This window comes from Ruegeria arenilitoris (assembly GCF_013035425.1).
Classification (GTDB): domain Bacteria; phylum Pseudomonadota; class Alphaproteobacteria; order Rhodobacterales; family Rhodobacteraceae; genus Ruegeria; species Ruegeria arenilitoris_A.
Window position 1 is genome coordinate 350,783 of record NZ_WQHX01000002.1, and the last position, 23,757, is coordinate 374,539.

Annotated in this window: 24 protein-coding genes; 18 read left to right on the top strand and 6 right to left on the bottom strand. The window is 53.1% G+C overall.

The genetic code is table 11. From position 1 onward, the window contains the following. Positions 1–325 precede the first annotated feature (325 nt). Genes GOV45_RS07370 through GOV45_RS07400 form a run of 7 tightly spaced genes read left to right on the top strand, consistent with a single transcriptional unit; the run spans position 326 to position 7,703 of the window. Positions 326–1,687 (top strand): V-type ATP synthase subunit B, encoded by a 1,362-nt coding sequence (locus GOV45_RS07370; RefSeq protein ID WP_170476006.1) that lies wholly within the window; start codon positions 326–328, stop codon positions 1,685–1,687. Then, on the top strand, positions 1,665–2,270 hold the full coding sequence (locus GOV45_RS07375; protein WP_170476008.1) for a V-type ATP synthase subunit D: 606 nt from the start codon (positions 1,665–1,667) through the stop codon (positions 2,268–2,270). The genes GOV45_RS07370 and GOV45_RS07375 overlap by 23 nt, the downstream gene beginning before the upstream one ends. After that, entirely contained in the window at positions 2,267–4,063 is a 1,797-nt protein-coding gene (locus tag GOV45_RS07380) for a V-type ATP synthase subunit I (RefSeq protein ID WP_170476010.1), read from the top strand. Before GOV45_RS07375 ends, GOV45_RS07380 begins: the two co-directional genes overlap by 4 nt. After that, positions 4,060–4,503 carry an ATP synthase subunit C gene (locus GOV45_RS07385; protein ID WP_170476012.1) on the top strand — a complete coding sequence of 148 codons (444 nt, stop codon included), beginning with the start codon at positions 4,060–4,062 and terminating at the stop codon, positions 4,501–4,503. The genes GOV45_RS07380 and GOV45_RS07385 overlap by 4 nt, the downstream gene beginning before the upstream one ends. Next, entirely contained in the window at positions 4,503–5,180 is a 678-nt protein-coding gene (locus GOV45_RS07390) for a hypothetical protein (RefSeq protein ID WP_170476014.1), read from the top strand. Before GOV45_RS07385 ends, GOV45_RS07390 begins: the two co-directional genes overlap by 1 nt. 1 nt (position 5,181) lies before the next feature. Next, positions 5,182–5,865, top strand: a complete 684-nt coding sequence (locus GOV45_RS07395; protein WP_170476016.1) for a hypothetical protein — start codon at positions 5,182–5,184, stop codon at positions 5,863–5,865. After that, complete coding sequence (locus GOV45_RS07400) at positions 5,862–7,703, top strand: V-type ATP synthase subunit A (protein ID WP_170476017.1); 1,842 nt, start codon at positions 5,862–5,864, stop codon at positions 7,701–7,703. The genes GOV45_RS07395 and GOV45_RS07400 overlap by 4 nt, the downstream gene beginning before the upstream one ends. Positions 7,704–7,715: 12 nt before the next feature. Here GOV45_RS07400 and GOV45_RS07405 read toward each other — a convergent pair whose 3' ends face one another. Further along, on the bottom strand, positions 7,716–8,735 hold the full coding sequence (locus tag GOV45_RS07405) for a LacI family DNA-binding transcriptional regulator (protein WP_170476019.1): 1,020 nt from the start codon (positions 8,733–8,735) through the stop codon (positions 7,716–7,718). 137 nt (positions 8,736–8,872) lie between these two features. On the opposite strand from GOV45_RS07405, the gene GOV45_RS07410 reads away from it, so the two are divergent. The 11 genes from GOV45_RS07410 to GOV45_RS07460 all read left to right on the top strand — a co-directional run bounded on the left by GOV45_RS07410 (position 8,873) and on the right by GOV45_RS07460 (position 17,903). Then, positions 8,873–9,058 (top strand): hypothetical protein, encoded by a 186-nt coding sequence (locus GOV45_RS07410; protein WP_170476021.1) that lies wholly within the window; start codon positions 8,873–8,875, stop codon positions 9,056–9,058. A gap of 23 nt (positions 9,059–9,081) precedes the next feature. Next, on the top strand, positions 9,082–10,227 hold the full coding sequence (locus GOV45_RS07415) for a TRAP transporter substrate-binding protein (protein WP_170476023.1): 1,146 nt from the start codon (positions 9,082–9,084) through the stop codon (positions 10,225–10,227). 111 nt (positions 10,228–10,338) lie between these two features. Continuing rightward, positions 10,339–10,851: a TRAP transporter small permease gene (locus GOV45_RS07420; RefSeq protein ID WP_170476025.1), complete on the top strand. Its 513-nt coding sequence runs from the start codon at positions 10,339–10,341 to the stop codon at positions 10,849–10,851. Positions 10,852–10,862: 11 nt separating this feature from the next. Continuing rightward, complete coding sequence (locus tag GOV45_RS07425; protein ID WP_170476027.1) at positions 10,863–12,191, top strand: TRAP transporter large permease; 1,329 nt, start codon at positions 10,863–10,865, stop codon at positions 12,189–12,191. 12 nt (positions 12,192–12,203) lie between these two features. After that, on the top strand, positions 12,204–13,511 hold the full coding sequence (hisD, locus tag GOV45_RS07430; protein WP_170476029.1) for a histidinol dehydrogenase: 1,308 nt from the start codon (positions 12,204–12,206) through the stop codon (positions 13,509–13,511). Further along, positions 13,504–14,265, top strand: coding sequence for an SDR family NAD(P)-dependent oxidoreductase (locus GOV45_RS07435; RefSeq protein ID WP_170476031.1), 762 nt, complete (start codon positions 13,504–13,506; stop codon positions 14,263–14,265). The genes hisD and GOV45_RS07435 overlap by 8 nt, the downstream gene beginning before the upstream one ends. Further along, positions 14,262–15,242 (top strand): alcohol dehydrogenase catalytic domain-containing protein, encoded by a 981-nt coding sequence (locus GOV45_RS07440; RefSeq protein WP_170476032.1) that lies wholly within the window; start codon positions 14,262–14,264, stop codon positions 15,240–15,242. The genes GOV45_RS07435 and GOV45_RS07440 overlap by 4 nt, the downstream gene beginning before the upstream one ends. Before the next feature lie 23 nt (positions 15,243–15,265). Beyond that, on the top strand, positions 15,266–15,676 hold the full coding sequence (locus GOV45_RS07445) for a universal stress protein (protein WP_170476034.1): 411 nt from the start codon (positions 15,266–15,268) through the stop codon (positions 15,674–15,676). Between the two features lie 48 nt (positions 15,677–15,724). Continuing rightward, on the top strand, positions 15,725–16,231 hold the full coding sequence (gene comD / locus GOV45_RS07450; RefSeq protein ID WP_170476036.1) for a sulfopyruvate decarboxylase subunit alpha: 507 nt from the start codon (positions 15,725–15,727) through the stop codon (positions 16,229–16,231). Then, a complete protein-coding gene (gene comE, locus GOV45_RS07455) occupies positions 16,228–16,782 on the top strand; it encodes a sulfopyruvate decarboxylase subunit beta (RefSeq protein WP_170476038.1) in 555 nt (184 codons plus the stop codon). Before comD ends, comE begins: the two co-directional genes overlap by 4 nt. Then, positions 16,782–17,903, top strand: coding sequence for an alpha-hydroxy acid oxidase (locus tag GOV45_RS07460; protein WP_170476040.1), 1,122 nt, complete (start codon positions 16,782–16,784; stop codon positions 17,901–17,903). The genes comE and GOV45_RS07460 overlap by 1 nt, the downstream gene beginning before the upstream one ends. A 44-nt stretch (positions 17,904–17,947) precedes the next feature. Here GOV45_RS07460 and GOV45_RS07465 read toward each other — a convergent pair whose 3' ends face one another. Genes GOV45_RS07465 through GOV45_RS07485 form a run of 5 tightly spaced genes read right to left on the bottom strand, consistent with a single transcriptional unit; the run spans position 17,948 to position 23,701 of the window. Further along, the gene (locus GOV45_RS07465) at positions 17,948–18,958 is read right to left on the bottom strand and encodes an Ldh family oxidoreductase (protein ID WP_170476042.1); all 1,011 of its coding nucleotides are present in this window, start codon (positions 18,956–18,958) and stop codon (positions 17,948–17,950) included. Positions 18,959–18,970: 12 nt separating this feature from the next. Beyond that, on the bottom strand, positions 18,971–19,600 hold the full coding sequence (locus GOV45_RS07470) for a DUF3726 domain-containing protein (protein WP_170476044.1): 630 nt from the start codon (positions 19,598–19,600) through the stop codon (positions 18,971–18,973). After that, entirely contained in the window at positions 19,597–21,282 is a 1,686-nt protein-coding gene (locus GOV45_RS07475) for a hypothetical protein (RefSeq protein WP_170476046.1), read from the bottom strand. The genes GOV45_RS07470 and GOV45_RS07475 overlap by 4 nt, the downstream gene beginning before the upstream one ends. Then, a complete protein-coding gene (locus tag GOV45_RS07480; protein ID WP_170476048.1) occupies positions 21,279–22,256 on the bottom strand; it encodes a membrane dipeptidase in 978 nt (325 codons plus the stop codon). The genes GOV45_RS07475 and GOV45_RS07480 overlap by 4 nt, the downstream gene beginning before the upstream one ends. Continuing rightward, positions 22,256–23,701 (bottom strand): aldehyde dehydrogenase family protein, encoded by a 1,446-nt coding sequence (locus tag GOV45_RS07485; RefSeq protein ID WP_170476050.1) that lies wholly within the window; start codon positions 23,699–23,701, stop codon positions 22,256–22,258. Before GOV45_RS07485 ends, GOV45_RS07480 begins: the two co-directional genes overlap by 1 nt. Positions 23,702–23,757: the final 56 nt, after the last annotated feature.

The following is a 23,757-nucleotide window of genomic DNA, read 5'->3' on the forward strand; positions in this document are numbered from 1 at the left end:
AGGCAAGATAACTTCTCTTCTGATGTCCTCGCTAGAACCGTTGTCACAACGACCTGATTTTGCCATCAGAGTGTCGACATTTTTGCTGACCAGACCGAGTGAGGCAATCGATTTTCGCAAAATATCAGCCGCTGAATTCCGGTTGCACAATAGTCGCCTACGTAAGGTCGGAAACGTCCGCACGTCGCATGCCGATCCGGACTGAATAGTACTGCCAGTGCTTGAGAATTGCCGGATTCATTGTAAGGTGGTCGCACTAACTAAATGATATTTATGAATATCAACGGCGAAGTTTAAAGTTGCTCGTCCCGCGTGAGGATAGCCCATGTCTCAGACACTTCTGAAATATACACGTGTGCTGGAAATTGTTGGAGACACGATCAAGGTTCGGGTTCCGCCGCAAAACACGACGGATCTAAACATTAGATTCAACGACTTAGCGATGATAGAAACCGTAGACGGGCAAAAAACGCTGGCTCAAGCGATTTTTATTGATCGGGACGTTGTAACCCTGCAGGTCTTTTCTGGAACCAAAGGCATTTCGACCGAGGCAACTGCTACGTTTGTGGGGCATCCAATGCGGACTCCGTATTCGTCCAATATTTTAGGACGTGTATTTGACGGAGCGGGTGTTCCTATCGATGGTGGACCAGACCTTTCGGCAGAGCCACGGATCGATATTGGAGGGCCCTCGGTTAACCCGGCAGAACGGGCTGTCCCCAACAAGATGATCCGTACCGATGTACCAATGATCGACGTGTTCAACACATTGGTTGAAAGCCAAAAGATTCCAATTTTTTCGGTTTCCGGAGAGCCATTTAACCCCTTTCTGAGTCGAATAGGCATCCAGGCAGACGCAGATATTGTTGTCTTCGGTGGGCTGGGGTTGATATTTGATGACTACCATACTTTCCGAACCGCCTTTGAAGATGCAGGTGTCTTCTCTCGGACCGTGATGTTCGTCAATCAAGCCATGGACCCGCTGGTAGAACGCCTGCTTGTTCCGGACATGGCACTGGCCGTAGCAGAGAAGTTCGCACTGGAGGAAGGCAAGAGGGTTTTGGTCCTTTTGACCGACATGACCGCCTATGCTGACGCCATGAAAGAGGTCGGGATCAGCCAAGAACGTGTACCATCTCAGCGCGGATACATGGGCGACCTCTATTCCCAATTGGCGCGGCGGTATGAGAAAGCTTGCGACTACGCCAAGGGTGGCTCTGTGACGGTTCTGACCGTGACGACAATGCCTGGTAACGATGTGACACATCCGGTGCCGGACAATACGGGGTACATCACCGAGGGACAGTTTTATCTGCATTCCGGCGTGATTGATCCGTTCGGCAGCCTTTCGCGGCTCAAGCAAAATGTGATTGGCAAAACCACGCGTGAGGATCACGGGCAGATCATGAACACAATGATCCGGTTTTATTCAGAAAGCCGCGACGCATCGCAGAAGCAAGCGATGGCTTTTGACTTATCGGAATACGATCATCAATTACTGAAATTCGGTGACCTGTTTCGTACGCGTTTCATGGACATCAACGTATCGATCCCGTTGGAAGAGGCGCTGGATTTGGGCTGGAAAACACTGGCCGAGTGTTTTGCGCCAGAACAGTTGCTAATGAAGCAATCCCTGATCGACAAGTACTTCCCAAAGGAAACCAATGGCGCGGTTGCAGCTGAATAAGTCCTCGCTAGCTCGCGAGCAAAAGCAATTAGAAAGCTTCGAACGGTTTCTGCCGTCATTGGATCTAAAGCGGCAACAGTTGATGGCGGAGCGTGTAAAAGCACGCGCAGAAGTGGACCGTTTGCAGGATCAGGTAAATGAGCTTTCGCAGCAAGTTGGGGAAAAACTGCCAATGCTGTCCCAGCGGGGCATTAATTTGGACGGATTGGTCGAACTGAGGGAATACAAGGTCAAAGAGGTCAACGTGGTTGGGGTGAAAATGCCCGATCTTGACCGAATTGAAGTTGCGGTTCGATCATATTCGACGCTGGCCAAGCCGCATTGGGTCGACGCTGCGGCGCGGCTGCTGCATGACATGATCGAAGCAAGGCTGCGCGTCAAAATCGCCAAGGAGCGCGTCAAGATTTTCGATAAGTCTGTCGCCACCATCACGCAACGGGTTAACCTGTTCGAAAAAGTGCTTATCCCTAGAGCAAAGGCAAATATCAAGAAAATCCGCATATATTTGAGTGATGAGCAAATGCAGGCTGTTGTGCGTTCGAAAATCTCGAAACGCAAACACGCAAATGAGGTCACGTTATGACGGTCGCTCGGCTCAAAAAGCTTTCAGTGGTTGGAATGGCCTCACAAAAGCCAGCCACGTTAGAAGCTCTGCAAGATTTGGGTTGCATGCATGTGTTGCCGTTGGCGGAAATCCCTAGCGAGCCAGAAAAGATCAGTGAACGCGGGGCGCGTGAAGCCTATAAAGCATTGCGTTTTCTTACCGAAGTTCCAAACCCGCGACGCCAGATTCAGCGCGACAACAATTTTGATATGGATCGCTTTATCAAAGATATACGTAATCTGATGCAGCGCACTCGCGATACAATTGACCGTCGGGACTTTCTGGAGCATCGAATTTCTCAAGTGCGTCCGTGGGGGGATTTAGATTTTCCTCCTTCGGATGCTTTGGCGGGCAATCGACTTTGGTTCTATCAATTGCCGATCAAGCACCGCGCATCTTTGGACGGTATAAGATTGCCCTGGGCGGTGCTGGAACAGGATCACAGATACCTTTACGCGGTTTTGATCTCAGCCGACGAACCCGAGGATGATATTCTACCTGTGCCCCGCACTCATGTCGGTTCACTACCAATCCACGAGCTTGAGGCGCAGCTGGAAGACGCTGAAATCGCTCTGGAATCTCTGGATGCGGAGCGCGTTGCACAGACCAGATACCTAACACTGATGCGTCAGAATCTGTCCTTAGCAGAAAGTGCAGCGGAGTTGGCACACGCAATCCAAAAAGTTCGAGATGAAGAACAGATGTTCGCCGTACAGGGTTGGGTACCGGAAGAACAGGTAGACGCAGTTCTAGAAATGGCGAAAACCCGAGATGCGGCTGTTCTTATCGAAGAGCCAGGGCCAGATGAAACCCCTCCGACACTGTTGGAACAGCCCGATAATCGTAGTGCCGCCGTCGATCTGGCATTATTCTATCAGGTGCCCGGTTACAGAGACTGGGACCCAAGCGTCATTGTCTCTGTTTCTTTCGCAATTTTTTTCGCGATGATCGTGGCGGATGCGGGCTATGGCGCCGTAATCCTGTTTGGCATGCTTTTGTTCTGGCGCCGAATGGATCGAACGGTATCCGAACGGTCATGGCGCAGATATGGCTTAACAGTTGCGGGTGCGACAGTCTTATACGGCATTCTTGTCGGCAGTTATTTTGGTGCTTCGCCACCCGATGGATCGCTATGGGCAAAGCTGAAGATCCTCGATTTGAACAACTTCAGCGCGATGATGATGGTGTCTATTGTTGTCGGCGTTTTCCATCTTGTGCTGGCCAACGCATTGGCCGCGCGTGCAGCATGGGGTCAGCGCAAAGCTGTTGCTAACCTTGGATGGATCGCTGCGCTGATCGGTGGGTTTGTTTTGTGGCTCAGTTACATGAAAGGTAATGCACCCCTACCCGTTGCATCAATCTTAGCAGTCGGTGTGTTGGTCATCATCCTATTTTCAAGTGAACGGGTTATCAATAAACCGACCGACTGGTTGTGGCGCCTTGTCGAAGGGCTGCAAAGCCTTGCTGGTGCTATGGGCGCGTTCGGGGATGTACTAAGTTACATGCGCTTGTTTGCGCTTGGACTAGCCTCGGCCTCGCTCGCAATCACATTCAACGATCTGGCGGTATCTGTAATGCAGGCGCTAAAAGGGCCTGGAATCCTGTTCGGTCTACTTATCCTGATCATTGGCCACATTCTGAATTTCGCCCTCGCGATGATGAGCGGCGTCGTTCATGGATTGCGCCTCAACTATATCGAATTCTTTAAATGGGGTCTTCCGGATGAAGGGATTGTCTTTCGCCCGTTTGCCCGCAAGGAGGTTCAGGAATGAATGAGCTTGTTCTAACATTGGGTTGGCTTGGTATCTACGCTCCAATGGCGTTGGGTGCCGCGGCCAGTGCAATTGGCTGCGCGATCGCGGGTCAAGCCAGCATCGGGGCGATGACCGAAACTGATGGCGGATATGGCCGCTTTGTCGGCGTCTCTGCCTTTCCCTCCACCATGGTCATTTACGGTATCGTTATAATGTTCACGTTAAACCGCGACGTGACGCCGGAAAATGCCGGCGGCTTATTCGGTATCGGAATTCTATCCGGGATTGCCCTTATGTATTGCGGCATCTGGCAAGGTCGGGCTTGCGCCGCCGCAATCAATGCCACCAAGGAAAAACCAGAGATATTTGGATTAGCGCTGGCGCCAGCCGCGATTATCGAAGGTTTCGGCGTCTTTGCATTTGTGTTCGCACTAGTAATCAGCGCGGGGATTAGTTGATGGGACAGAATGGTACGATTTCACATGGCGTAGATGAGTTGATCGAAAGGCTGCGCAGCGAAGGGGTCACAGCCGGCCAAGCCGATGGTGAAAAATTACGCACCGAGGCAAAATCCGAGGCAGCGCAAATTTTGTCGGACGCAAAACGTGAAGCAGATGAGTACCAAAAAAAAGCTCGTACAGAGGCCGATAATTATCGTTCAGCAGGAGAAGAGGCGCTTAACACTGCTATGCGGGACGCAGTTCTGACAATGAAGGCCGGGCTGACCGATAGATTTGCAGAAGACGTCCAACGACTTGTGACAAAAGAATTGGCTGACCCCAAACTATTAAAGCAGATGATACTAGAGGTCGTGGGGCGCGCGGCTGACGAGGCAAAGCTCGAAGGAAAGGTACAGGTTATACTGCCGGCAAAAGTCGCAACCCAAGAAGATATCAAACAGAACGCGGACGACATTCAGTCCGGAAAACTTACGAAATATGTGCTGGGCCTGACGGCCAAGATGCTTCGCGAGAATGTCGAGTTACACGCCGCGGACGATAATCAGGGTGGGATTAGGGTCCGGGCTGAGGATGAGGGTGTTGTTCTGGACCTAAGCGATAAGGCGGTGGCGGCCTTGCTTATGGAACATCTTCAACCGCGTTTCCGTGCCATTCTCGAGGGGGTAATCCGGTAAGATGTCAGTCGCTGACGCCTATATCGCGCTGATCAGCAGCCTTCCCGGATCCGAGCGTTTGTTTGTCGCCAAACAGCCGCCTCTATCACGGCTTAGGCTAGATCGCCGCCTGAAGGCTTTGTCGGCCAAAGATACTAAGATCCTAAACTCCATTGAGAACACGCTGAGTTGGAGCGCCTATGACATGGATGTCACCGACGCGCAGGCGGTTGAACGGTGTAAACGCACGTTGAAGAATATCCCACACGCGTCACTGCGCACTCTGTTCAATGAGCGTATGGATATGCGCACCATTGTTGCCGCAATGCGGTTGCGAAAACACGGCGTTGAACCTCCTTCTGGGCCTTTCGGTTTCAGCCGTTGGAGCCGACATATCCCTGCCAATTGGAACGACCCGACCTTTAGACTTGAGACCCAGGTGCCATGGGCATCACAAGCGAACCAACTGCTGGATAGCGACGATCCGCTGGGACTTGAACGACTACTTTTGTCTGTGAGCCATACACAGCTAAAGCGGCACGCTGCTCGTCACATGTTCGATTTCGAGGCCGTCGCGATCTACGTATTAATCTGGAATATTTTTGACCGCTGGGCACAAAGCAACGCGCAAGAAGCGGCGACACGTTTCGAGCATTTGGCGCAACAGGCAATGGCCGATATTGAATATCAGGGAATAAGCGCATGACAGCCCGACCCACATCTTCTGACACAGTGACTGCAAGAGTCGTTTCAGTTCAGGAAGGGCTGGTTGAAATTCAGGCTATTCCAGACGCCACGGGGCGACCCGGACAGTTGGTCAAAAACGAAGTTGTCTATATCCTGCCCTCGCGCTTGGCCGAGAATATGCGACAAGAACGGCTGAAAGCCGAAGTGTTGCGCGTACGCGGCGACACTGCCGATGTTCAGGTTTATGAGAATACGGATGGTGTTGCCGTCGGTGACCCAGTTGAACAAAGTGGGCAATTGCTTTCGGTCGAATTGGGGCCTGGGTTATTGGGGCAGGTCTATGACGGACTTCAGGCACCCTTGCCCAAGGTGGCGGCTGAATTTGGCACTTTTCTTCCCCGTGGCGCCGAAGTACCGGCATTGGATACCCTAGCTAAATGGTCGTTCACACCAATTGTCAAAGTCGGTGATATGGTCACGGCGGGCGACAGCATCGGGTCAGTCCCCGAGGGTCGTTTTACCCACAAAATCATGGTGCCATTCAATTGGACTGGCCGGTACAAAGTCGTTTGGGTTCAAAAGGGTGCCGCAACGATCCAGGATATCGTTGCACGCCTTGAAGACGAACAAGGCGGAGAACATACTCTCGCCCTGTCACAAAAATGGCCTGTAAGGCGGGCTTTGCCGGAAAGCATTCTGAAGCGAGCACTTTGCGAGCGGTTATACCCCACAGAACCTGTTCTGACATCGCAGCGATTGATTGATACCTTTTTTCCGATTGCCCGCGGTGGAACTGCATGTATTCCCGGCCCATTTGGTGCAGGTAAAACCGTGCTGCAAAACTTGATCGCCCGAAATGCCAAGGTCGATATCGTTATCGTGGTGGCTTGCGGTGAGCGTGCCGGAGAAGTTGTTGAAACTATAACTGAGTTTCCAAAAATGACTGATCCCACATCAGGCGGCAGCCTGATGGATCGCACAATTATCATCGCCAACACTTCGTCCATGCCAGTGGCCGCGCGCGAGGCATCGATTTTCACTGGGATCACACTGGGCGAGTATTACCGGCAAATGGGGTTCGAAGTTTTGCTGATCGCAGACAGTACAAGTCGATGGGCGCAGGCAATGCGTGAAACATCAGGCAAACTCGAAGAAATTCCCGGAGAGGAAGGATTTCCAGCCTATCTGGAAAGTTCGATCAAGGGTTTGTACGAACGTGCCGGAGCGTTGCGAACCAATGACGATGACACCGGAAGCTTGACACTAATCGGTACCGTCTCTCCTGCAGGTGGAAACTTTGATGAACCTGTCACGCAGTCGACGCTTTCGACGGTCAAATGTTTTCTAGGCCTTTCTTCAGAGCGCGCTTACAAGCGTTTCTATCCGGCAGTTGACCCCATGCTGAGTTGGTCGCGGTATCTGGATCAGCTTTCCGATTGGTATGACAAAAACGCCGAGCCCGGATGGACACATAAAGTCAAGAACCTGCTGGAGCTGATCGAAAAAGGAGAACAAGTCGACCAAATGATGCAGGTAACCGGCGAAGAAGGCGTGACAATCGACGACTTTGTAACCCAGCAAAAAGCACTGTTTGTCGATATGGTCTACCTACAGCAAGACGCATTTGACAAAGTGGACGCTACAGTGCCACTGGAACGTCAAAAGATGACATTTAAGCAGGTTTACGATATCGCCCGATCCAATCCGCCTTTTGCCGACAAAGCTGAGGCTCGTCAGGTGTTTACGCAACTGACTGGCTTAATGAAGAACTTCCACTATGCCGCTGAAAACACACCGGAATTCAAGTCCATCTGGGGGCAGATTAGCGACTTGTGCCACGAAAAACTCGGCCTTTGACCAGGGCGCCACCTAGTGCGGACACGTCAGCGAATGTCTTGACACTATTTTGGTATCCAGACGAATGGATTGCCCAGGTTTTGAATGTTCTATCATCTCGATTAACTCTGATGCCGCCTTGCGACCCATTTCTCTGTGCGGAACATGAATGGTCGTCAATCCTGGCTGTACAATGCGCGCCAGTTCGATATCGTCAAATCCCGTAATTGATATATCGTCCGGTACGCGAAGCCCCATTTTTTCAGCCTGCCTCACTGCTCCGACTGCTAAAACGTCGTTGCCGCACAAAATCGCAGTTGGTCGATTGTCCTCTGCAATCAAATGTTCAAACGCCTCCGCTCCATTTTCAATTTCATAGGGAGTTTCGACAATAGACAGTGTCTCTGGGGACAGTCCGTGCATTTGCATCGCGTCTTTAACGCCCTGAATCCTTAACCGTGCTCTGTCGTTTCCCTGACTCATCCCCGAAATCATCGCCAAGCTTTGATGGCCCAGCTTGATGACCTCATCGGCCAGAGCCATCATAGCCTGTCGGTTATCGAACCCAATCGAAGGGGTCCGTTTCCCCGGTATGAACGACCATGCGACCATTACAGGAACTTTTTGCTGTTCGAGATAATCATAAATGCGCGCTTGTCGGTCATGTCCAATCAGCAATAATCCATCGGCGCCACGCGCCACCAACGTCCTTATTTGCTCCTCTTCGACTTCTGGCTTGTACGCGGAACTGGAGACCAAAAGCGTATATCCACGCTTGTGAATTTCTTCCTGGAAAGCTTGCAGACCTCTCGCAAAAATTGCGTTTTCCATTGTGGGAATGATCGCCCCAATCGTGAATGATCGTTTGGCTGCCATCACTCGCGCCGCGAAATTTGGGGTATAGCCCAATGCCTCAACAGCGGACATCACACGTTCACGCGTCGTCGCGACCACGCGCTTGGGATCATTCAGACATCTCGACACAGTCGCGGTCGAAACTCCTGCCCTTTTGGCTACATCATCCAAGGTCGGAACTGACCGGAGTTTTGACATTTCTGAACCTGAGCTTTGCGTTTTCCTAATTCTTAACACATCCAGGCGGAGATGAAAGTAAATATGTAAGCGCTTGCATTTGCAATGTAAGCGCTTACAAGTATAAATGGACCGATTCTATAAGGAGTCCCGGAAAAATGTTTCTTGCTGCATCCATCATCGTGTTTGTCATCTATTTCACGAACGTGGCTTTGGGCGCATTTGCAGGCGACGCCTTTCTTGGGGATGTGCAAGAGATGTTGGTTCTTTTCGCGGCATCGATCTTGTTCGTTGTCGCAATTCTTAAAAAAGAAGCTGACCGCGATGCCAGTGATGGCAGCTGAATTTTTGCTTGGGAGGGCAATAAATGAACGACGATAGAAATGAACTTGCATCGGCAGAGCGCCGTAATTTCCTGAAGCTGAGTGCCAGTGGCGCCTTCACTGCCGCACTGGTTGCCGGTGCTGGCGGAATACTGTGGTCATCTGAAGCCGCAGCGCAGACCGCAAAAGAAGAAAGTGAACGGGAAAAGGCCGCCGACCACGTCATGACCATCGCGACCGCTTATGTGCTCGGCGCATCGCGCAGTTACCCGATCATGCAGCTGGACCTGAAAGAAAATATCCAGAACGCGACCAATGGTAAGGTCTATGTCAAACTGGCACCGGGTGGACAGCTGGGTGCTGGCGGTTCACTTGTGCAGAAAGTTCAGGGCGGAACGATTCAAGCTGCGCAACATTCACTGTCGAATTTTGCTCCCTTTGCATCGACGGTTGACCTGATCAATATGCCCTACCTGTGTGGCTCAAACCAAAGATTCACCAACTTGGTTCACTCTGACACCTGGAAAAGCGAGGTCCACCCCAAGGTTGAGGCTGCCGGCTTTAAGGCACTGTTTTACGTGGTAATTGATCCACGTGTCGTCGCGGTCCGTCAGGGCGGCAACGCAGTGATAACGCCCGGTGACATGAGCGGTATCAAGTTCCGCGTTCCCGGCTCAAAAATGTTGCAACAGTACTATCGAATGGTGGGTGCAAACCCAACGCCGGTTGCTTGGGGCGAAACTCCGTCAGCGATCAAGCAAGGTGTTGCTGACGCTCTCGATCCATCGGTTGGAGCGCTTTATGTATTCGGGTTTAAAGACATCCTTAGCCACGTGACTTTCACTCAGGCCGTTCCGGACAGTCAGGTTTACTCCTGCAACCTTGAATGGTTCAATTCGGTACCCGCCGATGTCCAGGAAGGCATCATGTGGGGCGCGGAAATGACGGGTCATCAGAACCTGTCCAAGGTGCCTTCGGCGCGCGCTTACGCGATGTCTGAACTAACTAAAGCGGGGGTTGAATTCCACTCCCTCAGCGAAGATCAATTGGCTGAATGGCAGGATGCCGGCGGTTATCAGCGGTCTGAATGGGATCCGTTCAAGACCGAGCTAGCCGGATCGATGGATAACTTTGAGAAATTGGTCGAAGCGGCTGGAACTCAAGGAAAATATTACGTCCACGATGCGTAAAATAATTCAGGCGGACGCTCTTTCTGCGTCCGCTACCTAATCTGTCAGCCATGCCTCAAAGGGCCCGAACCAAAAGGTTCCAGCCCGGCTGTTCTATTGCCGAGGGGAACGATGACCGCACTTCAAAAAATAGATCGAAACGCCGAACGCTGGCTGTTGCTGGTGTTCTACGTGATGTTGGTCATAACTATGGCCATCGAGGTCCTTCGGCGCGAAATATTCGCGTACTCTTCCATCTGGGGAGAAGAAATAGTCCGCTATTCATTTATCTATCTCGCATGGATCGGGGCCGCCGCTGCAGTCAAGGAGCGCGCGCATATTCGCATCGATGTGATAATGCACTACCTCGGCCCCCGGCCTAAGGCAGTTCTTTATATTTTTGGTGATCTGGTGATGTTCGCCGTGGCGATAATTGCTCTCTACTGGTCATACGAGGCCGTGCATGTCTCGGCCAAGTTTGGATCGGTCACTGACGGGCTTCGGGTCTCCAAAGTGTGGTTCTTGATGGCTGTGCCGACAGGTTTCGCGCTTATGATCTGGCGCTTAATCCAATCCTTGTTACGTGATCTGAAATCCCTTCGCGACGGCACTCCCGTCTTCGAAGGCGACAAACTGTTTGACTGAGGAGATCAAGAATGCTCTGGAATTCCCTCAACCAAACGGTCGAACTCGGCTGGGATTTTTATCTTCCGGTCATTCTTTTTGTTGGCCTAATCGCCCTAGCGGTTCCGGTTTGGGCCGCCATCGGCACCGCAGCGATTGTTATGCTGATCATGTCGGGCGACTTGCCGCTTAGCCTGGTTGGTGAGAGCCTCTTTACCGGGATTGACGCTTTTGCACTCACCGCTGTGCCGCTGTTCATCCTGACAGGCGACGTGCTTGTTCGCACCGGCCTTTCGCGGAAATTTCTGGACGTTGCCGAGGCGCTTACGTGCTTCGCAAAGGGCGGTTTTGGTTCGGCCACCGTTTTGGTCTGCGGTATGTTTGCGGCCATCTCCGGCTCAGACGCCGCAGGCGCCGCCGCTGTCGGCCGTATGACAATTAACCGACTTGTCGAAAGCGGCTATCCACGTCCCTATGCCTGCGCCTTGGTAGCTGCGGGTGCTTGCACCGGCATTCTCATTCCGCCTTCAATTGCATATATCATTATTGGTCTGGTGTTAGGAATATCCGCGTCAACTTTGTTTCTGGCGGCGCTGATACCCGGTCTGGCAATTCTCGTATCAATCCTGATTACCAATATCGTCGTTAACCGTATTTACGGTTACGAAGGCGGCGGCATGATGACCTTTGGCGAATGGCTGGCCAATCTGGGCAAAGCCCTGAAATCAGGTTGGTATGCATTCATTGTGCCGGGCATCATCTTTTACGGTATCTTCTCTGGCCGATTGACACCAACCGAGGCCGGCGCGACCGCAGTTGTCGTCACAATTATCATGGGCTTCATCCTGCGTACGCTTACACTGGCTGATTTCCCTTCGATGCTAGTGAGCTCTGCTAAGGTAAACGGCGTCATTCTCCCGATTATCGCCTTTTCCGCTCCGCTTGCCGAAGCACTGGCCATCATGGGCGTTCCTCAGGGCTTCGTCGCCTCGATCACCTCTCTTACAGACGATCCCTACCTGCTGATCCTTCTAATGATTGGCATACTGATCGCTGCCGGCTGTGTTATGGAAACGACACCAAACATCGTGATCCTTGCGCCCATTCTAAAGCCTTTGGCCGACAACATCGGCATGAACGAGATTCAGTTTTGCATCATGATGATAACCGCGCTTGGTGTTGGTTTTATCACCCCGCCACTGGGCCTGAACCTGTTCGTCGTATCTGGCATTACAGGTGAGTCGATTCTGAAGATTGCGGCGCGCGCGGTTCCTTTTGTATTAACTATGCTGATCGTTGTTCTTCTGATCGCATATGTTCCAACCGTATCTACAACTTTGCTTCCTGCAATCTACCAATAGGACCAGCTTAATATGCCTCGTGACTATCTGAAAAAGGCTACCCTGACGGCGCAATCGCATGCCTCAGAAGTGCATGACACCGTCAAAACCATCCTCGCCGACATTGAGGCGGGCGGCGACGCAAAGGCGCTGGAATATGCAGCCAAGTTCGACAAGTACGAAGGCAACGTGTTGCTGAGCCAAGAGGAAATCGACGCTGCATGCGCTCTGGTGCCTGAAAAACTTAAGGCTGATATCCGTTTTGCACACGACAACGTTCGCAGATTTGCGGAAACGCAAAAAGCTACTGTGTCGGATGTACAGATGGAAATTGTACCCGGTTTCATTGCAGGTCAAAAAGCGATCCCCGTCGACGCCGCAGGGTGTTATGTGCCAGGTGGACGATACAGCCACATCGCCAGCGCAATCATGACCGTTACAACGGCCAAAGTCGCCGGCTGCCGTCACATCACCGCCTGTTCACCGCCGCGTCCAGGCGAAGGCGTGGCACCTGCGATTGTTTACGCCGCACACATCTGCGGGGCCAACAGTATTCTGGCCATGGGAGGCGTTCAGGGTGTGGCCGCAATGACATACGGCTTGTTTGGCCTACCAAGAGCTAACATTCTTGTGGGCCCTGGCAACCAGTTCGTGGCCGAGGCGAAACGTATTTTGTATGGCAAAGTTGGCATCGACATGATCGCTGGCCCTACCGACAGTCTGATCCTTGCGGATTCCACATCCGACGCGCATGTGGTTGCAACCGATTTGGTTAGCCAAGCCGAACATGGCTACAACTCTCCAGTCTGGTTAGTCACGGACGACCGCGAACTTGCACAGAAGGTTATGGATTTGGTCCCTACCCTTATCGACGACCTGCCAGAGCTGAACCGCGAGAATGCCTTTGCTGCGTGGCGTGACTATGCCGAAGTGATCGTTTGCTCTGACCGCGAAGAGATGGCCGCCTGCTCGGACGAATATGCCCCCGAGCATTTAACTGTTCAGGCCGAAGATCTGGATTGGTGGCTGAACCGACTGACCTGTTATGGTTCGCTGTTCCTAGGCGAGGAAACAACTGTGTCTTACGGAGACAAGGCAACAGGGACGAACCACGTGCTACCGACATCCGGTGCCGCCAGCTACACTGGCGGACTGAGCGTGCATAAATACATGAAAATCGTGACATGGCAGCGAGCGACGCGAGAGGGTTCAAAATCGATCGCCGAAGCGACTGCGCGTATTTCCCGCCTTGAAGGTATGGAAGGACACGCCCGGGCGGCAGATGTGCGTCTTGCGAAGTATTTTCCCGACGAAAAGTTCGACCTGACCGCCGATGGCTGATCCACGAACGTTGTTTGACCTGTCTGGACGGGTGGCTTGCGTCACTGGCGCCAGCTCGGGCCTTGGCCGGCAAGCCGCGAAAACGTTGGCTGATGCCGGTGCCTGTGTCGTCGGTTTGGCAAGACGCACCGAAGCGCTGGCACAAATGTGCGACGAGATCGGGGAGCGTGCCGCAGCTGTCGTTGGCGATGTTGCGGATCGATCAGGTGTTGCATCGCTGGCGAAGGAAGTCTCATCAAAATTCGGTGCACCGGACATTCTGGTCCATGCTGCAGGCATTAACACACGTGAAGCTGCGGACGACGTGACTCCAGAAGGGTGGGATACCACTTTGGCACTGAATTTGAGTGCTCCATTCTTTCTAAGCCAAGCGATGGTTCCCGCCATGAAGGAACGCGGATGGGGACGGATCGTTAATTTTGCCTCTCTGCAAACCAGTCGAGCTTTTCCAGGTGGCGTTGCATATGGCGCCACAAAGGGCGGAATAGGACAATTGACCCGGGCTATGGCCGAAGCGTGGTCGCCCCACGGCATTAACGCGAATGCCATCGGACCAGGGTTTTTCCCGACAGAACTGACCCAAGCAGTGTTTGACGACCCTGAGCGTGCTGCACGTAACGCTGCGCAAACCTGCATACGTCGAAATGGTCAAATGGAGGATATCGACGGTCCAATACTGTTTTTGTGCTCTAAGGCTTCGGATTATGTGACTGGACAAATCCTTATGGTGGACGGGGGATTTACGGCAAAATGAAAGCTCTGGTTTATCGAGGTGTAGAACGATTAACTTTCGAAGATGTGCCGGATGCTGCTCCCAATACCAATGAGCATCTGATCCGAGTCGAGGCCGTTGGGATTTGTGGCTCAGACATGCATGCATATCTTGGGCACGATGCCAGGCGCCCTGCCCCGCTGATCCTTGGCCACGAGGCGGCCGGAGTTATTGTGGGCGGACCAAAAGACGGAAAGCGCGTGACTATCAACCCATTGGTGTCTTGCGGCAATTGCCCGGCTTGTACGTCTGGTCGTGAAAACCTCTGCCCGGACCGTCAAATAATATCGATGCCACCGCGCGAAGGTGCCTTTGCACAATTCGTCGCCATGCCAGAGGCAAATCTTGTTCAGGTTCCTGACCACGTTCCAATGGTCAAAGCAGCTCTGGCAGAGCCTTTGGCTGTAAGTTGGCATGCTGTCAGGTTGGCGCTCGAGGCGTTGAACCCTGCGATGGAGCAACGCGCCCTCGTTATTGGCGGCGGAGCCATCGGTCTGGCTGCAGCGTTAGCCCTTAAGGCGATGGGAGTTGCGGACACGGTGATTTCAGAGCCAAACAATGTGCGCCGGGAATTTCTTGTGGATTTGGGCGGACTCGAAGTCTGTGCTGAACCTGATGGGACTTACTCAATTGTCATCGATGCCGTCGGTTATGCAGCCACTCGCGCGACCGCCTCTGCCTGCGCCGCGCCAGGCGGAGTAATCGCGCATGTTGGTCTAGGCGAAGATGCCGGCGGGTTGGACGTGCGGCGCATGACCTTGCAGGAAGTTACCTTTATCGGGACGTATACCTATACTGTCGAAGATTTTCGTCAAACGGCACAAGCGATCTTTGATGGGCGACTTGGAACACTTGATTGGACGGAAGAGCGCGCCTTGTCTGATGGCGCGCGCGCTTTTCAAGACATCCGTTCTGGTACGGTCGCTGCACCAAAGATTATTCTGTCCCCATGGGCATAGACCCGAAACAACCGGAGGCACACATGTATAAGAAAATTCTTGTCCCAATGGCGCTGGACCATGACATTTCGCGAAATACGCTCGAAATAGCCCGTGCACTGTCGGGTGAAGGGGCACAGATCGTGGCGCTTCACGTTTACGAGTTACCGCAGGGCTCGGTCAGCACATATCTGGACAACTCCTTGGTCGAAGAATCCTATCGGCGTGCACGCCAGCTTTTGCTGGAAAAAACTGCCAATCTTGAAGGTGTGACAGCCGAAATCACCAAGGGCCATACAGCGCGTACAATCATAGATTATGCCACTGAGAATAAAGTCGATTGCATTGTAATCGGCTCACACAAGCCCGGAATAAGCGACTACTTTCTTGGGTCGACCGCATCGCGGGTCGTCCGACATGCGCCCTGTGCCGTGCATGTTCACCGCAATCCTTGAACCGTTAATCGCGCCTCTTGCGCCTCACAAAGGACAGACAGACCGGAAATGAACATAGACAAAAAGATCACCGACGATCTTGTGGCAAACAATATTTCGTTTGTTACCACCGTGCCATGCAAGCAATTGGCCGGAGTAATCGAGGAAATCGATGCACATGATGAAATTTTTCACATCCCCTCGAACAAAGAGGACGAAGGGATGGGTCTGTGCGCTGGCGCCTGGATGGGTGGAAAGCGTCCTGCAATCATAATGCAAAACACAGCCATCGGTGTGACGATCAACACTCTTGCTACACTGATCCAGTATTACCGCATGCCTCTGCCGATGCTTATTTCTTATCGCGGGGAATTACGTGAACCTGTTGCTTGTCAGGTGGAAATGGCGGTTCATACTAAAGCGCTGTTGGCACAGATGAACATCCCGACCTATCATTTTCACCATCAGAAGGATGTCGAGGAATTGGACATGATCCTCAAGTACACGTTCATGTGCAACAAACCGGTCGCAATCCTGACCGATGCCAACTTTTGGGGAGGCTATGGCGACCAATGATCCGTTCTGAAATCCTAAAAGAAATAGCTCCGATCCTGCGCGATCAACTGGTTGTCTGCAACATCGGCATTCCAAGCCAGGAGCTGCACGCTATCGATGACCAGCCGACCAATTTCTACATGCTGGGCACCATGGGTTTGGCGTCGAGCATTGGTTTGGGTTTGGCCCTTTCTCAGCCGAAGCCGGTGATCGTGATTGATGGTGACGGGTCAATCCTGACTAATCTTGGCACCTTGCCGACAATCGCCAACAACGTGAGCGACAATTACATTCTGTTGATCATCGACAATGGATCTTACGGTTCAACGGGTGATCAGCCTACCTATGCAGGACAAAAAACCTCTCTTACGAAAATGGCTGAGGCTGCTGGATGCGAACGCGTCATAGAATGTACGGCCGAAGATACTGGTCGCGCGCTGCAAGAAGCGCTTGATGCCAAGAAAATGACGATCATCGTCAGCAAATGTGAAAGTGGTAACGCTAAGATGCCAGTTATCACAATGGACCCGGTCGTTATCCGTGACAGGTTCATGAAAGCCGTACAGGCATAATGCCGCAAAGCGCCATTCACTGTTCAGAAGACGCCCGCCGCCTAGCGCGGCGGCGTCTGCCGTGGATGGTATTTGACTATATCGACGGGTCGGCAGGTGGCGAAACTGGGGCCGTACGAAACCGCGCAGCAATGGACGCAATGACCCTGCGCCCTCGAAGCCTTCGAGATGTCAGCGAGAGGTCCGTAGCAAGTTCAGTTTTTGGCAAAGCAGCGACAGCGCCGTTTGGTATCGCACCAATGGGTATGTGCAACCTCTCGGCTCCGGGTGCAGATATGATGCTGGCCCGGCTGGCGGCGAAGTATTCAGTTCCACTTGGGGTTTCAACTGTCGCTTCGACATCAATGGAAGAGATAATCCTCGCGGCAGAAGGAAATGCGTGGTTTCAATTATATTTCAGCGGCGATGGCACCGGGACCTTTAAACTGGTGGACCGGGCAAAGGAGGCTGGATACCAAACTCTTGTACTGACCGTGGACGTTCCCGAAGTGGGTCGACGTCCGCGCGAATTGCGCCATGGCTTCCGGATGCCGTTTCGGATGGGTCCCAAGCAAGTTCTGGATTTCGCACTTCACCCACGCTGGTCCCTGACCACATTGATGCGGGGTAAGCCCCAGATGGCAAACTTTCAGATGGAAGGCTATGAATTCGACCGAACCGAAAGCCGCGCAAAGGCAGATTGGCAAACATTGGCGCGCCTCAGGGAACGCTGGTCCGGCAATCTGGTCGTTAAAGGCGTATTGGACGTCGAAGACGCGGTAGCGCTCAAGGATGCTGGGGTCGACGCTATTCAGGTGTCGAGCCACGGCGCCCGACAGCTGGAAAGTGCCCCATCACCATTTTTGATGCTGCCTGAAATCCGCGCAGCGGTTGGTGAAGATTATCCCCTTTTCTATGATAGCGGTCTGCGATCTGGAGAGGATGTTCTGAAAGCACTTGTGTCTGGTGCGGACTTCGTTTTTTTCGGTCGGATCATGCAATTTGCAATCGCAGCGGAAGGAGAAAATGGCCTTCATCAGCTGTGGTCTATCCTGACCGACGAAGTGGACATCGCGATGGCGCAGCTTGGGATCACCGAGGTCAATCAACTGCGATCCAAAAAAAATGCTCCGGCGCAATAGCTTTGGAAAAAACCGACAGCGGACCGGAGGTACACGCTGTATGTTCAATTCATAATGGCTTCAATCTTCTCCAAAGTCGCAATATTTACCGCAACCCCATCCGCTTGGGCGCGCAAACGCTTTGCCCCGCGTCCATCGCCGGGCAGGCGCGCGCCTTTTTGCATCCGAATTGCATCGACTAGCCCGGCAATCGCCGTCGAGAACAAGTCGTCAGAGGTGGCGCTCGGATCTATAGCGATGAAAAACTGACCGGTCTTCGGCGGGCCGCCCGCCGTTCCCGAAAAAGGCGAAGCGTGGATTCCCAGCGTAGCCCCAGTGAGTGCCGCAGCCATAACCTCGGTTAGGAGCGCGATCCCAACACCCTTGTACCCACCAGAAGGGGCCATTGACCCCTTCAGGCCCACTTCTGGGTCGTTAGTAGCATTGCCATCGGGGTCCAGGGCCCAGCCAATCGGAATTGGTTTGCCTTCGCGTGCGTGTTTCATAACTTCGCTTCTAGCGATGGTACTTGCGCTTTGATCGATCAGCAAAGCGGGCTGACCACCTGCTCCCGGAACGGCAAGAGAAAACGGATTGGTGCCAACGACTGGTATCGAACCGCCAGACGGCGCAATCGAAGCCGGCGCGTTCGTAAAGCCCAACCCAACAAGCCCAGCCTGCGCCAATCGATGGGTGTGATACCCTAACACGCCGCAATTGTAACTGTTTCTGATTGAAAGCGCCGCCACGCCCTGTTCCCGCGCTGCTGGCACCAATTCTGCGAAGCCCAGTTCGATGGCAGAATGGGCAAAGCCCGTGGCCGCGTCGACAGTCACAACCCCCGGCCTTGGTCGCGCCAACGTGGGGTCCGCTTGACCATCAACCTTTCCGCATTGCACATGCTCACAGTAGATTGGAATATAGGCGAGACCGTGACTGGACACGCCATCAGCTTCGGTAGCCGCAGTCGCCACGGCCAACGGTCTGGCGTTCTCTGCGCTTGTACCAGCGGCCACCAATGCGCGAAATGCAAGATCTTCGATTTCAGCAATAGAGAGTGTTTTTGTATCAGTCATCTTTGCGCCACTTTAATCGTTATCAGTTAATCCTGCACCCGCGCCCAATTGACGGGATTCTTCGGTTGCAGGGGCGTAAGTGCGTTGGGCGAATTGGTTCAACCTTTTCCAGATTGCCCGGTCAGGCGTGGCTCGTGTTTGGCTGCACGTTGGCCTGTTCAGATCGCCCCCCAACTGAATGGCTACGCGCGCCGCGACATCAGGGTAGCTTTCTACAGAAAGTAGTTGTTTTCCGTCAGTGATCGCGATCTCTCCGTCGATGTCCACCGAAACACAAGTAGAAACCACGAGGGAAGCATTAGCCGCAAACGGCAACAGAATCTCGGGAATTGCGATCGGGCTAGTATCAATCTGGCCGTCTAACAAACGACTGGCGCTGTCCGACAGCAGCGCCCCTGTGACCAAGGGGCAAAGTATACCCTCGCAAGACCACCGTTCTTGCTGTCTTGTTGGAGCGTGTTCCGATGCAGAAGGCGCAAGGCCCAACTCCAACAGTCGAGTCAGAGCCGAGACACCGTCCAAACCATTGGTACATAACCAGCGCGACGCTTTACCTGCCTCTTCTGCAAGCCCCCAACTGTATCCAGCCCCGCGAGCCGCTCTTTTTGCTGTCGCCTCGACCTCATTGAGAGACAAGTTCACGTATCATCCTCCGGATACACCCAAAGGTCAGCATTACTCTGCGTCAATTCCTCGGGATATGGCGCCCCTGCATACATGCAAATTCTCACCCAGCGGTCAGATCGCGGATCAAAGTGAGTTGCACCGAAAAAGGACAATTTCGCCCGCAGCATATCGATCGGCAGAGTTTTCGCGCCAATGGTGTTGTCCTGAACCTCACTATAAGGCGCAAGGCGGCTCATCTGAGCACGACGAACGGTGTGGCGGTGTTCCGGATGGCTCAGCAAAAACGCCGCGATGGGTTGATCTGCCTCCCACTTTTCCAATGCCGCAAATGCGGCGACAGCGTCACGCGCCGGGGCGAGGGGTTGCTCATATTCCTCAATGGGTTCTTCGAACCGTTCGCCTAGGCGAGGCTCCAACTTTTCTTCGGACACATACCATGCCCTGGCGCAGTGTTCCCTTGCCGTCCAGTCCAAGCTAAGCGCCCAATCGAATTTATCTTGTATCAGATCGCGGACCGCGGCCACTGGCATCGCGCCATCAATACGAAACGCATCCGTATTACTGTCCGCCATGCAGTTGGATAGCCCATCCACCAGATGCCCGTATGGCTCTAAAATCAACGAAGCCACGAGCTCTTGCCCTTCTTCACTAAGCGCACTCTCTGACCAAGTTACTAGACGGTCCCACGGATGAATTTGTTTCAGGACGTCCCCTGCCAGGTAAGCGACCAGCGTCTGCAAGTCCTTGTTTAGCGCCCCAAGTTTCTTCACCTGTATCGGATGTTCGGACCGCCATTTTTTTACGGAAAGCACACTTCGCCCGACCAAATCTTGAAAGGTGTTAACTTCGTCCTTCGTTGCAGACGGAATACAGCGGACACAGGCAACAGCCTCTTCGCGAGCCATGATCCAATTATTGAACAAGATCGGGTGATTTATGATGAAAGGCGCCATTCCAAGGCCCGTTGAATTTCCGATGCCCAATCGCCTCGCAATGTCTGGTCGAAGCGGCACAGCCCGATTTCCACCTTGCGCAACCGCCATGTGTTGCACCAAATCGCGGACGAATGTGCGGGTAAGATAAACAGACAGCATCTCGATCTGGAACGGTGCTTGAGCTTCGTCCCGGTCGGCAATGACATCGCGATCCGCTGCGCCAAATTTGCCCGACCCGTAGACGGCTGTTGTGCGCATCAGGTAGCCCACTTCATCAATGCGCTTGGGGTTTGGTTGCTTTCCGGCTGCAAGGCTGTCGACCACGTGCGCCCACAACCGAACCGAACGGTTTGCTCGCGATAGCGACAATTCACTTTCAGAAACACGTCCGGCTTCTTGCAACGGTACGTTTTTTGACAAGCGGTCGATGTCCTCTTTGGATGGGACACCGTCAAATAAAGCGAACGTAGCGTCCCAAGCTTCTGCAATCACCCGGTCAGAACGTTTTTCGTCGGGCAAATCATGCGCGAAGGCCACAAGTGAATAGGCGCGATGTGGGCCTTGTGCGGTATAAACAGCGCTGCCAACGCCACGGTCGTCAACATCAAAGACCGGTCGTGTGAACTGCCAACCTTCGCTGGCCATTCTGCGGGTCAACACCCTCATGAAACTCAGGCGGCATTGGTGCATAGACCCAAGCCGGCTGAGCCGCATGACTTTGGCAGGTTCCCTGCGGGTAATATGTCTGCCTTGCAAAGTCATATGGCCATCGGTCCGAAGTTATCCGCAAAAAAGCGGTACCAGTTGCCGCCCATTATGCCCGCAACTTCTACTTCGTTCATACCAACGGCACGCAATCCTGTTTCAATGTTACCAAAATCGCGATTGTCGCGGAACCAATCTGGCATCAGAGGAAAGCCCGGATTGCTGGCCGACCCTTCACCATAATCGATTCCCTTGGTCCATCGCCCAACCCGCATCCATTCCACGACACTGTCCGGTTGGTCCTGACAAAGGTCTGAACCAATTCCCAGATTCTGTACGCCGTATCTATCAGCAGTGCGGGCGATCATTTCGCAGAAACTCTGTAATGTGCAGTCCGATTTATCTTTAAGATGATGCGGGTAAATCGAAAATCCAAACATCCCGCCGTTTTCCGTGACTGCCCGGATCACTGCATCGCGTTTATTGCGTAATGCTGGCGACCAGTCATGTGGGTTGGCGTGCGTAATAGCTATCGGCCTTTCAGATAGTTCGGCCGCCTCTATTGTTGACCGATCTGCCGAATGGCTCATGTCGATGACTAGGCCAACACGGTTCATTTCTTTGATAACCTGCCGCCCCATACGGGTGATGCCGGTGTCTTCGGCCTCGTAGCACCCAGTCGCCAAAAGCGATTGGTTGTTGTACGTCAATTGCATAAATCGCGCACCCAGGGAGTGCACAATCTCAACCAAACCAATATCGTCCTCAATAGGGGCTGGGTTCTGAAACCCAAAAAAGACAGCAGTTCGATCAGTTTCCTTGGCCTTGTCAATGTCGCTGGCCCACTGACCTTTGACGATAAGGTCCGGAAACTGCTCGAACCAACGGTTCCATTTTTCAAAATTCAGAACCGTTTCCCGGAAATTCTCGTGATAGGAAATTGTGACGTGAATCGCGTCAACGCCACCCTCTCGCAACTGACGAAATACCTTTTCGGACCAGTTTGCATATTGCAATCCGTCGATGAGCATCAGGCAGGATTCCCGGCGCTGATATACGCAGTCTTGACCGTGGTGTAGAATTCGGCGGCTGCCTTGCCTTGCTCCCGCGGGCCATAAGAGCTGTCGCCGCGTCCGCCAAAGGGGACATGATAGTCGGTGCCAGCAGTGGGCAGGTTCACGGTCACTACACCGGTCCGGGCGTTTTTGCGGAAATGCGTCGCGCGGGCCAAACTTGTGGTCACAATACCCGACGTAAGGCCGAAACTTGTGTCGTTTACGGTCGAAAGTGCCTGCTCATAGCTGTCAACTTTGATGACACTAGTGAGCGGCGCGAACATCTCTTCCCGGTTAATTCGCATGTCATTGGTAGTGTTAAAAAATACACCTGGTGACATGTAATATCCGTCATATGGCAGGTCCAACCTTTGACCGCCACAAATCAGCTCGGCACCTTCGGAGCGCCCGAGTTCTACATAGGCAAGGTTTTCGCACAACTGCTGTTCGCTGACGACTGGGCCCATTTGAGTACCTTCTTCCAACGCGTGACCAACCTTCATCGCCTTTGCGCCAGCAACCAGCTTTTCCACAAACGCGTCATGCACTGCGGCATGGACAACTAGCCGTGACGAAGCAGTACATTTCTGACCGGTGCCGCCAAAGGCACCACCCAGCGCCAACGTCACGGCCAAGTCTAAGTCTGCATCATCCATGACTGCTAATGCGTTTTTTGAACCCATTTCCATTTGAACCTTTGTCAGGTTCTGAACCGCGGCCGTCGCGACACCTTTGCCGACGGGTACTGACCCAGTAAAGGAAATTGCATCGACCTTTGGGCTCTCGACCAGGTGCTGACCAATTCGGCGACCCGATCCCATCACCAAAGAAAACAGACCTTTTGGAATATCTTGTCGTTCTATGATTTTGGTAAGGGCTACGGCAGAGGCCGGAGTCAAATTGGCGGGTTTCCATACAACGGCGTTCCCATAGCACAATGCAGGGGCAATTTTCCAAGAAGCAGTGGCAGTAGGAAAGTTCCACGGGCTTATGACCGCCACAACACCTACGGCCTCACGACGAACATCGATTTCGATATCTGGCCGAACGCTGTCAGCGTTTTCACCGATCTGACGAAGACATTCTGCAGCGTAGTAGGTAAAAAATTGCCCTGCCCGATAGACCTCACCCCTGCCCTCTGCCAATGGCTTGCCTTCTTCGCGCGACAACAACCTACCTAGCTCTTCGGCGCGGGCCATTAGCTCATCGCCGATACTCATCAAAACCGCTTGCTTGCGTTCAATGCCGTAGGCAGCCCATTCGGTTTGCGCTACTCGTGCCTGAACCAGTGTCGCCTCAAGTTGATCAAGATTGGCCTGAGCATACATGCCAATGAGATCGCTGAGGTCAGAAGGATTGCGGTTTTCGATCTCGCTTTCGCCCGCCAGCCATTCGCCGGCAATCAGGTTCAGTTCAGTCACGTTGCGCACCAATTCCTAATATTCGTTCTGCAATATGATGGACGCTTGAGCCAACA

What these genes read in the sequence shown, in the direction of transcription:
- GOV45_RS07435 (WP_170476031.1), top strand. Translation starts at nt 13,504, where the DNA reads ATGGCTGATCCACGAACGTTGTTTGACCTGTCTGGACGGGTGGCTTGC.
- comD (WP_170476036.1), top strand. Translation starts at nt 15,725, where the DNA reads ATGAACATAGACAAAAAGATCACCGACGATCTTGTGGCAAACAATATT.
- GOV45_RS07395 (WP_170476016.1), top strand. Translation starts at nt 5,182, where the DNA reads ATGTCAGTCGCTGACGCCTATATCGCGCTGATCAGCAGCCTTCCCGGA.
- GOV45_RS07370 (WP_170476006.1), top strand. Translation starts at nt 326, where the DNA reads ATGTCTCAGACACTTCTGAAATATACACGTGTGCTGGAAATTGTTGGA.
- GOV45_RS07400 (WP_170476017.1), top strand. Translation starts at nt 5,862, where the DNA reads ATGACAGCCCGACCCACATCTTCTGACACAGTGACTGCAAGAGTCGTT.
- GOV45_RS07475 (WP_170476046.1), bottom strand. Translation starts at nt 21,282, where the DNA reads ATGACTTTGCAAGGCAGACATATTACCCGCAGGGAACCTGCCAAAGTC.
- GOV45_RS07390 (WP_170476014.1), top strand. Translation starts at nt 4,503, where the DNA reads ATGGGACAGAATGGTACGATTTCACATGGCGTAGATGAGTTGATCGAA.
- GOV45_RS07425 (WP_170476027.1), top strand. Translation starts at nt 10,863, where the DNA reads ATGCTCTGGAATTCCCTCAACCAAACGGTCGAACTCGGCTGGGATTTT.
- GOV45_RS07480 (WP_170476048.1), bottom strand. Translation starts at nt 22,256, where the DNA reads ATGCTCATCGACGGATTGCAATATGCAAACTGGTCCGAAAAGGTATTT.
- GOV45_RS07460 (WP_170476040.1), top strand. Translation starts at nt 16,782, where the DNA reads ATGCCGCAAAGCGCCATTCACTGTTCAGAAGACGCCCGCCGCCTAGCG.
- GOV45_RS07405 (WP_170476019.1), bottom strand. Translation starts at nt 8,735, where the DNA reads ATGTCAAAACTCCGGTCAGTTCCGACCTTGGATGATGTAGCCAAAAGG.
- GOV45_RS07375 (WP_170476008.1), top strand. Translation starts at nt 1,665, where the DNA reads ATGGCGCGGTTGCAGCTGAATAAGTCCTCGCTAGCTCGCGAGCAAAAG.
- GOV45_RS07420 (WP_170476025.1), top strand. Translation starts at nt 10,339, where the DNA reads ATGACCGCACTTCAAAAAATAGATCGAAACGCCGAACGCTGGCTGTTG.
- GOV45_RS07380 (WP_170476010.1), top strand. Translation starts at nt 2,267, where the DNA reads ATGACGGTCGCTCGGCTCAAAAAGCTTTCAGTGGTTGGAATGGCCTCA.
- GOV45_RS07440 (WP_170476032.1), top strand. Translation starts at nt 14,262, where the DNA reads ATGAAAGCTCTGGTTTATCGAGGTGTAGAACGATTAACTTTCGAAGAT.
- comE (WP_170476038.1), top strand. Translation starts at nt 16,228, where the DNA reads ATGATCCGTTCTGAAATCCTAAAAGAAATAGCTCCGATCCTGCGCGAT.
- GOV45_RS07415 (WP_170476023.1), top strand. Translation starts at nt 9,082, where the DNA reads ATGAACGACGATAGAAATGAACTTGCATCGGCAGAGCGCCGTAATTTC.
- GOV45_RS07445 (WP_170476034.1), top strand. Translation starts at nt 15,266, where the DNA reads ATGTATAAGAAAATTCTTGTCCCAATGGCGCTGGACCATGACATTTCG.
- GOV45_RS07410 (WP_170476021.1), top strand. Translation starts at nt 8,873, where the DNA reads ATGTTTCTTGCTGCATCCATCATCGTGTTTGTCATCTATTTCACGAAC.
- hisD (WP_170476029.1), top strand. Translation starts at nt 12,204, where the DNA reads ATGCCTCGTGACTATCTGAAAAAGGCTACCCTGACGGCGCAATCGCAT.
- GOV45_RS07385 (WP_170476012.1), top strand. Translation starts at nt 4,060, where the DNA reads ATGAATGAGCTTGTTCTAACATTGGGTTGGCTTGGTATCTACGCTCCA.
- GOV45_RS07465 (WP_170476042.1), bottom strand. Translation starts at nt 18,958, where the DNA reads ATGACTGATACAAAAACACTCTCTATTGCTGAAATCGAAGATCTTGCA.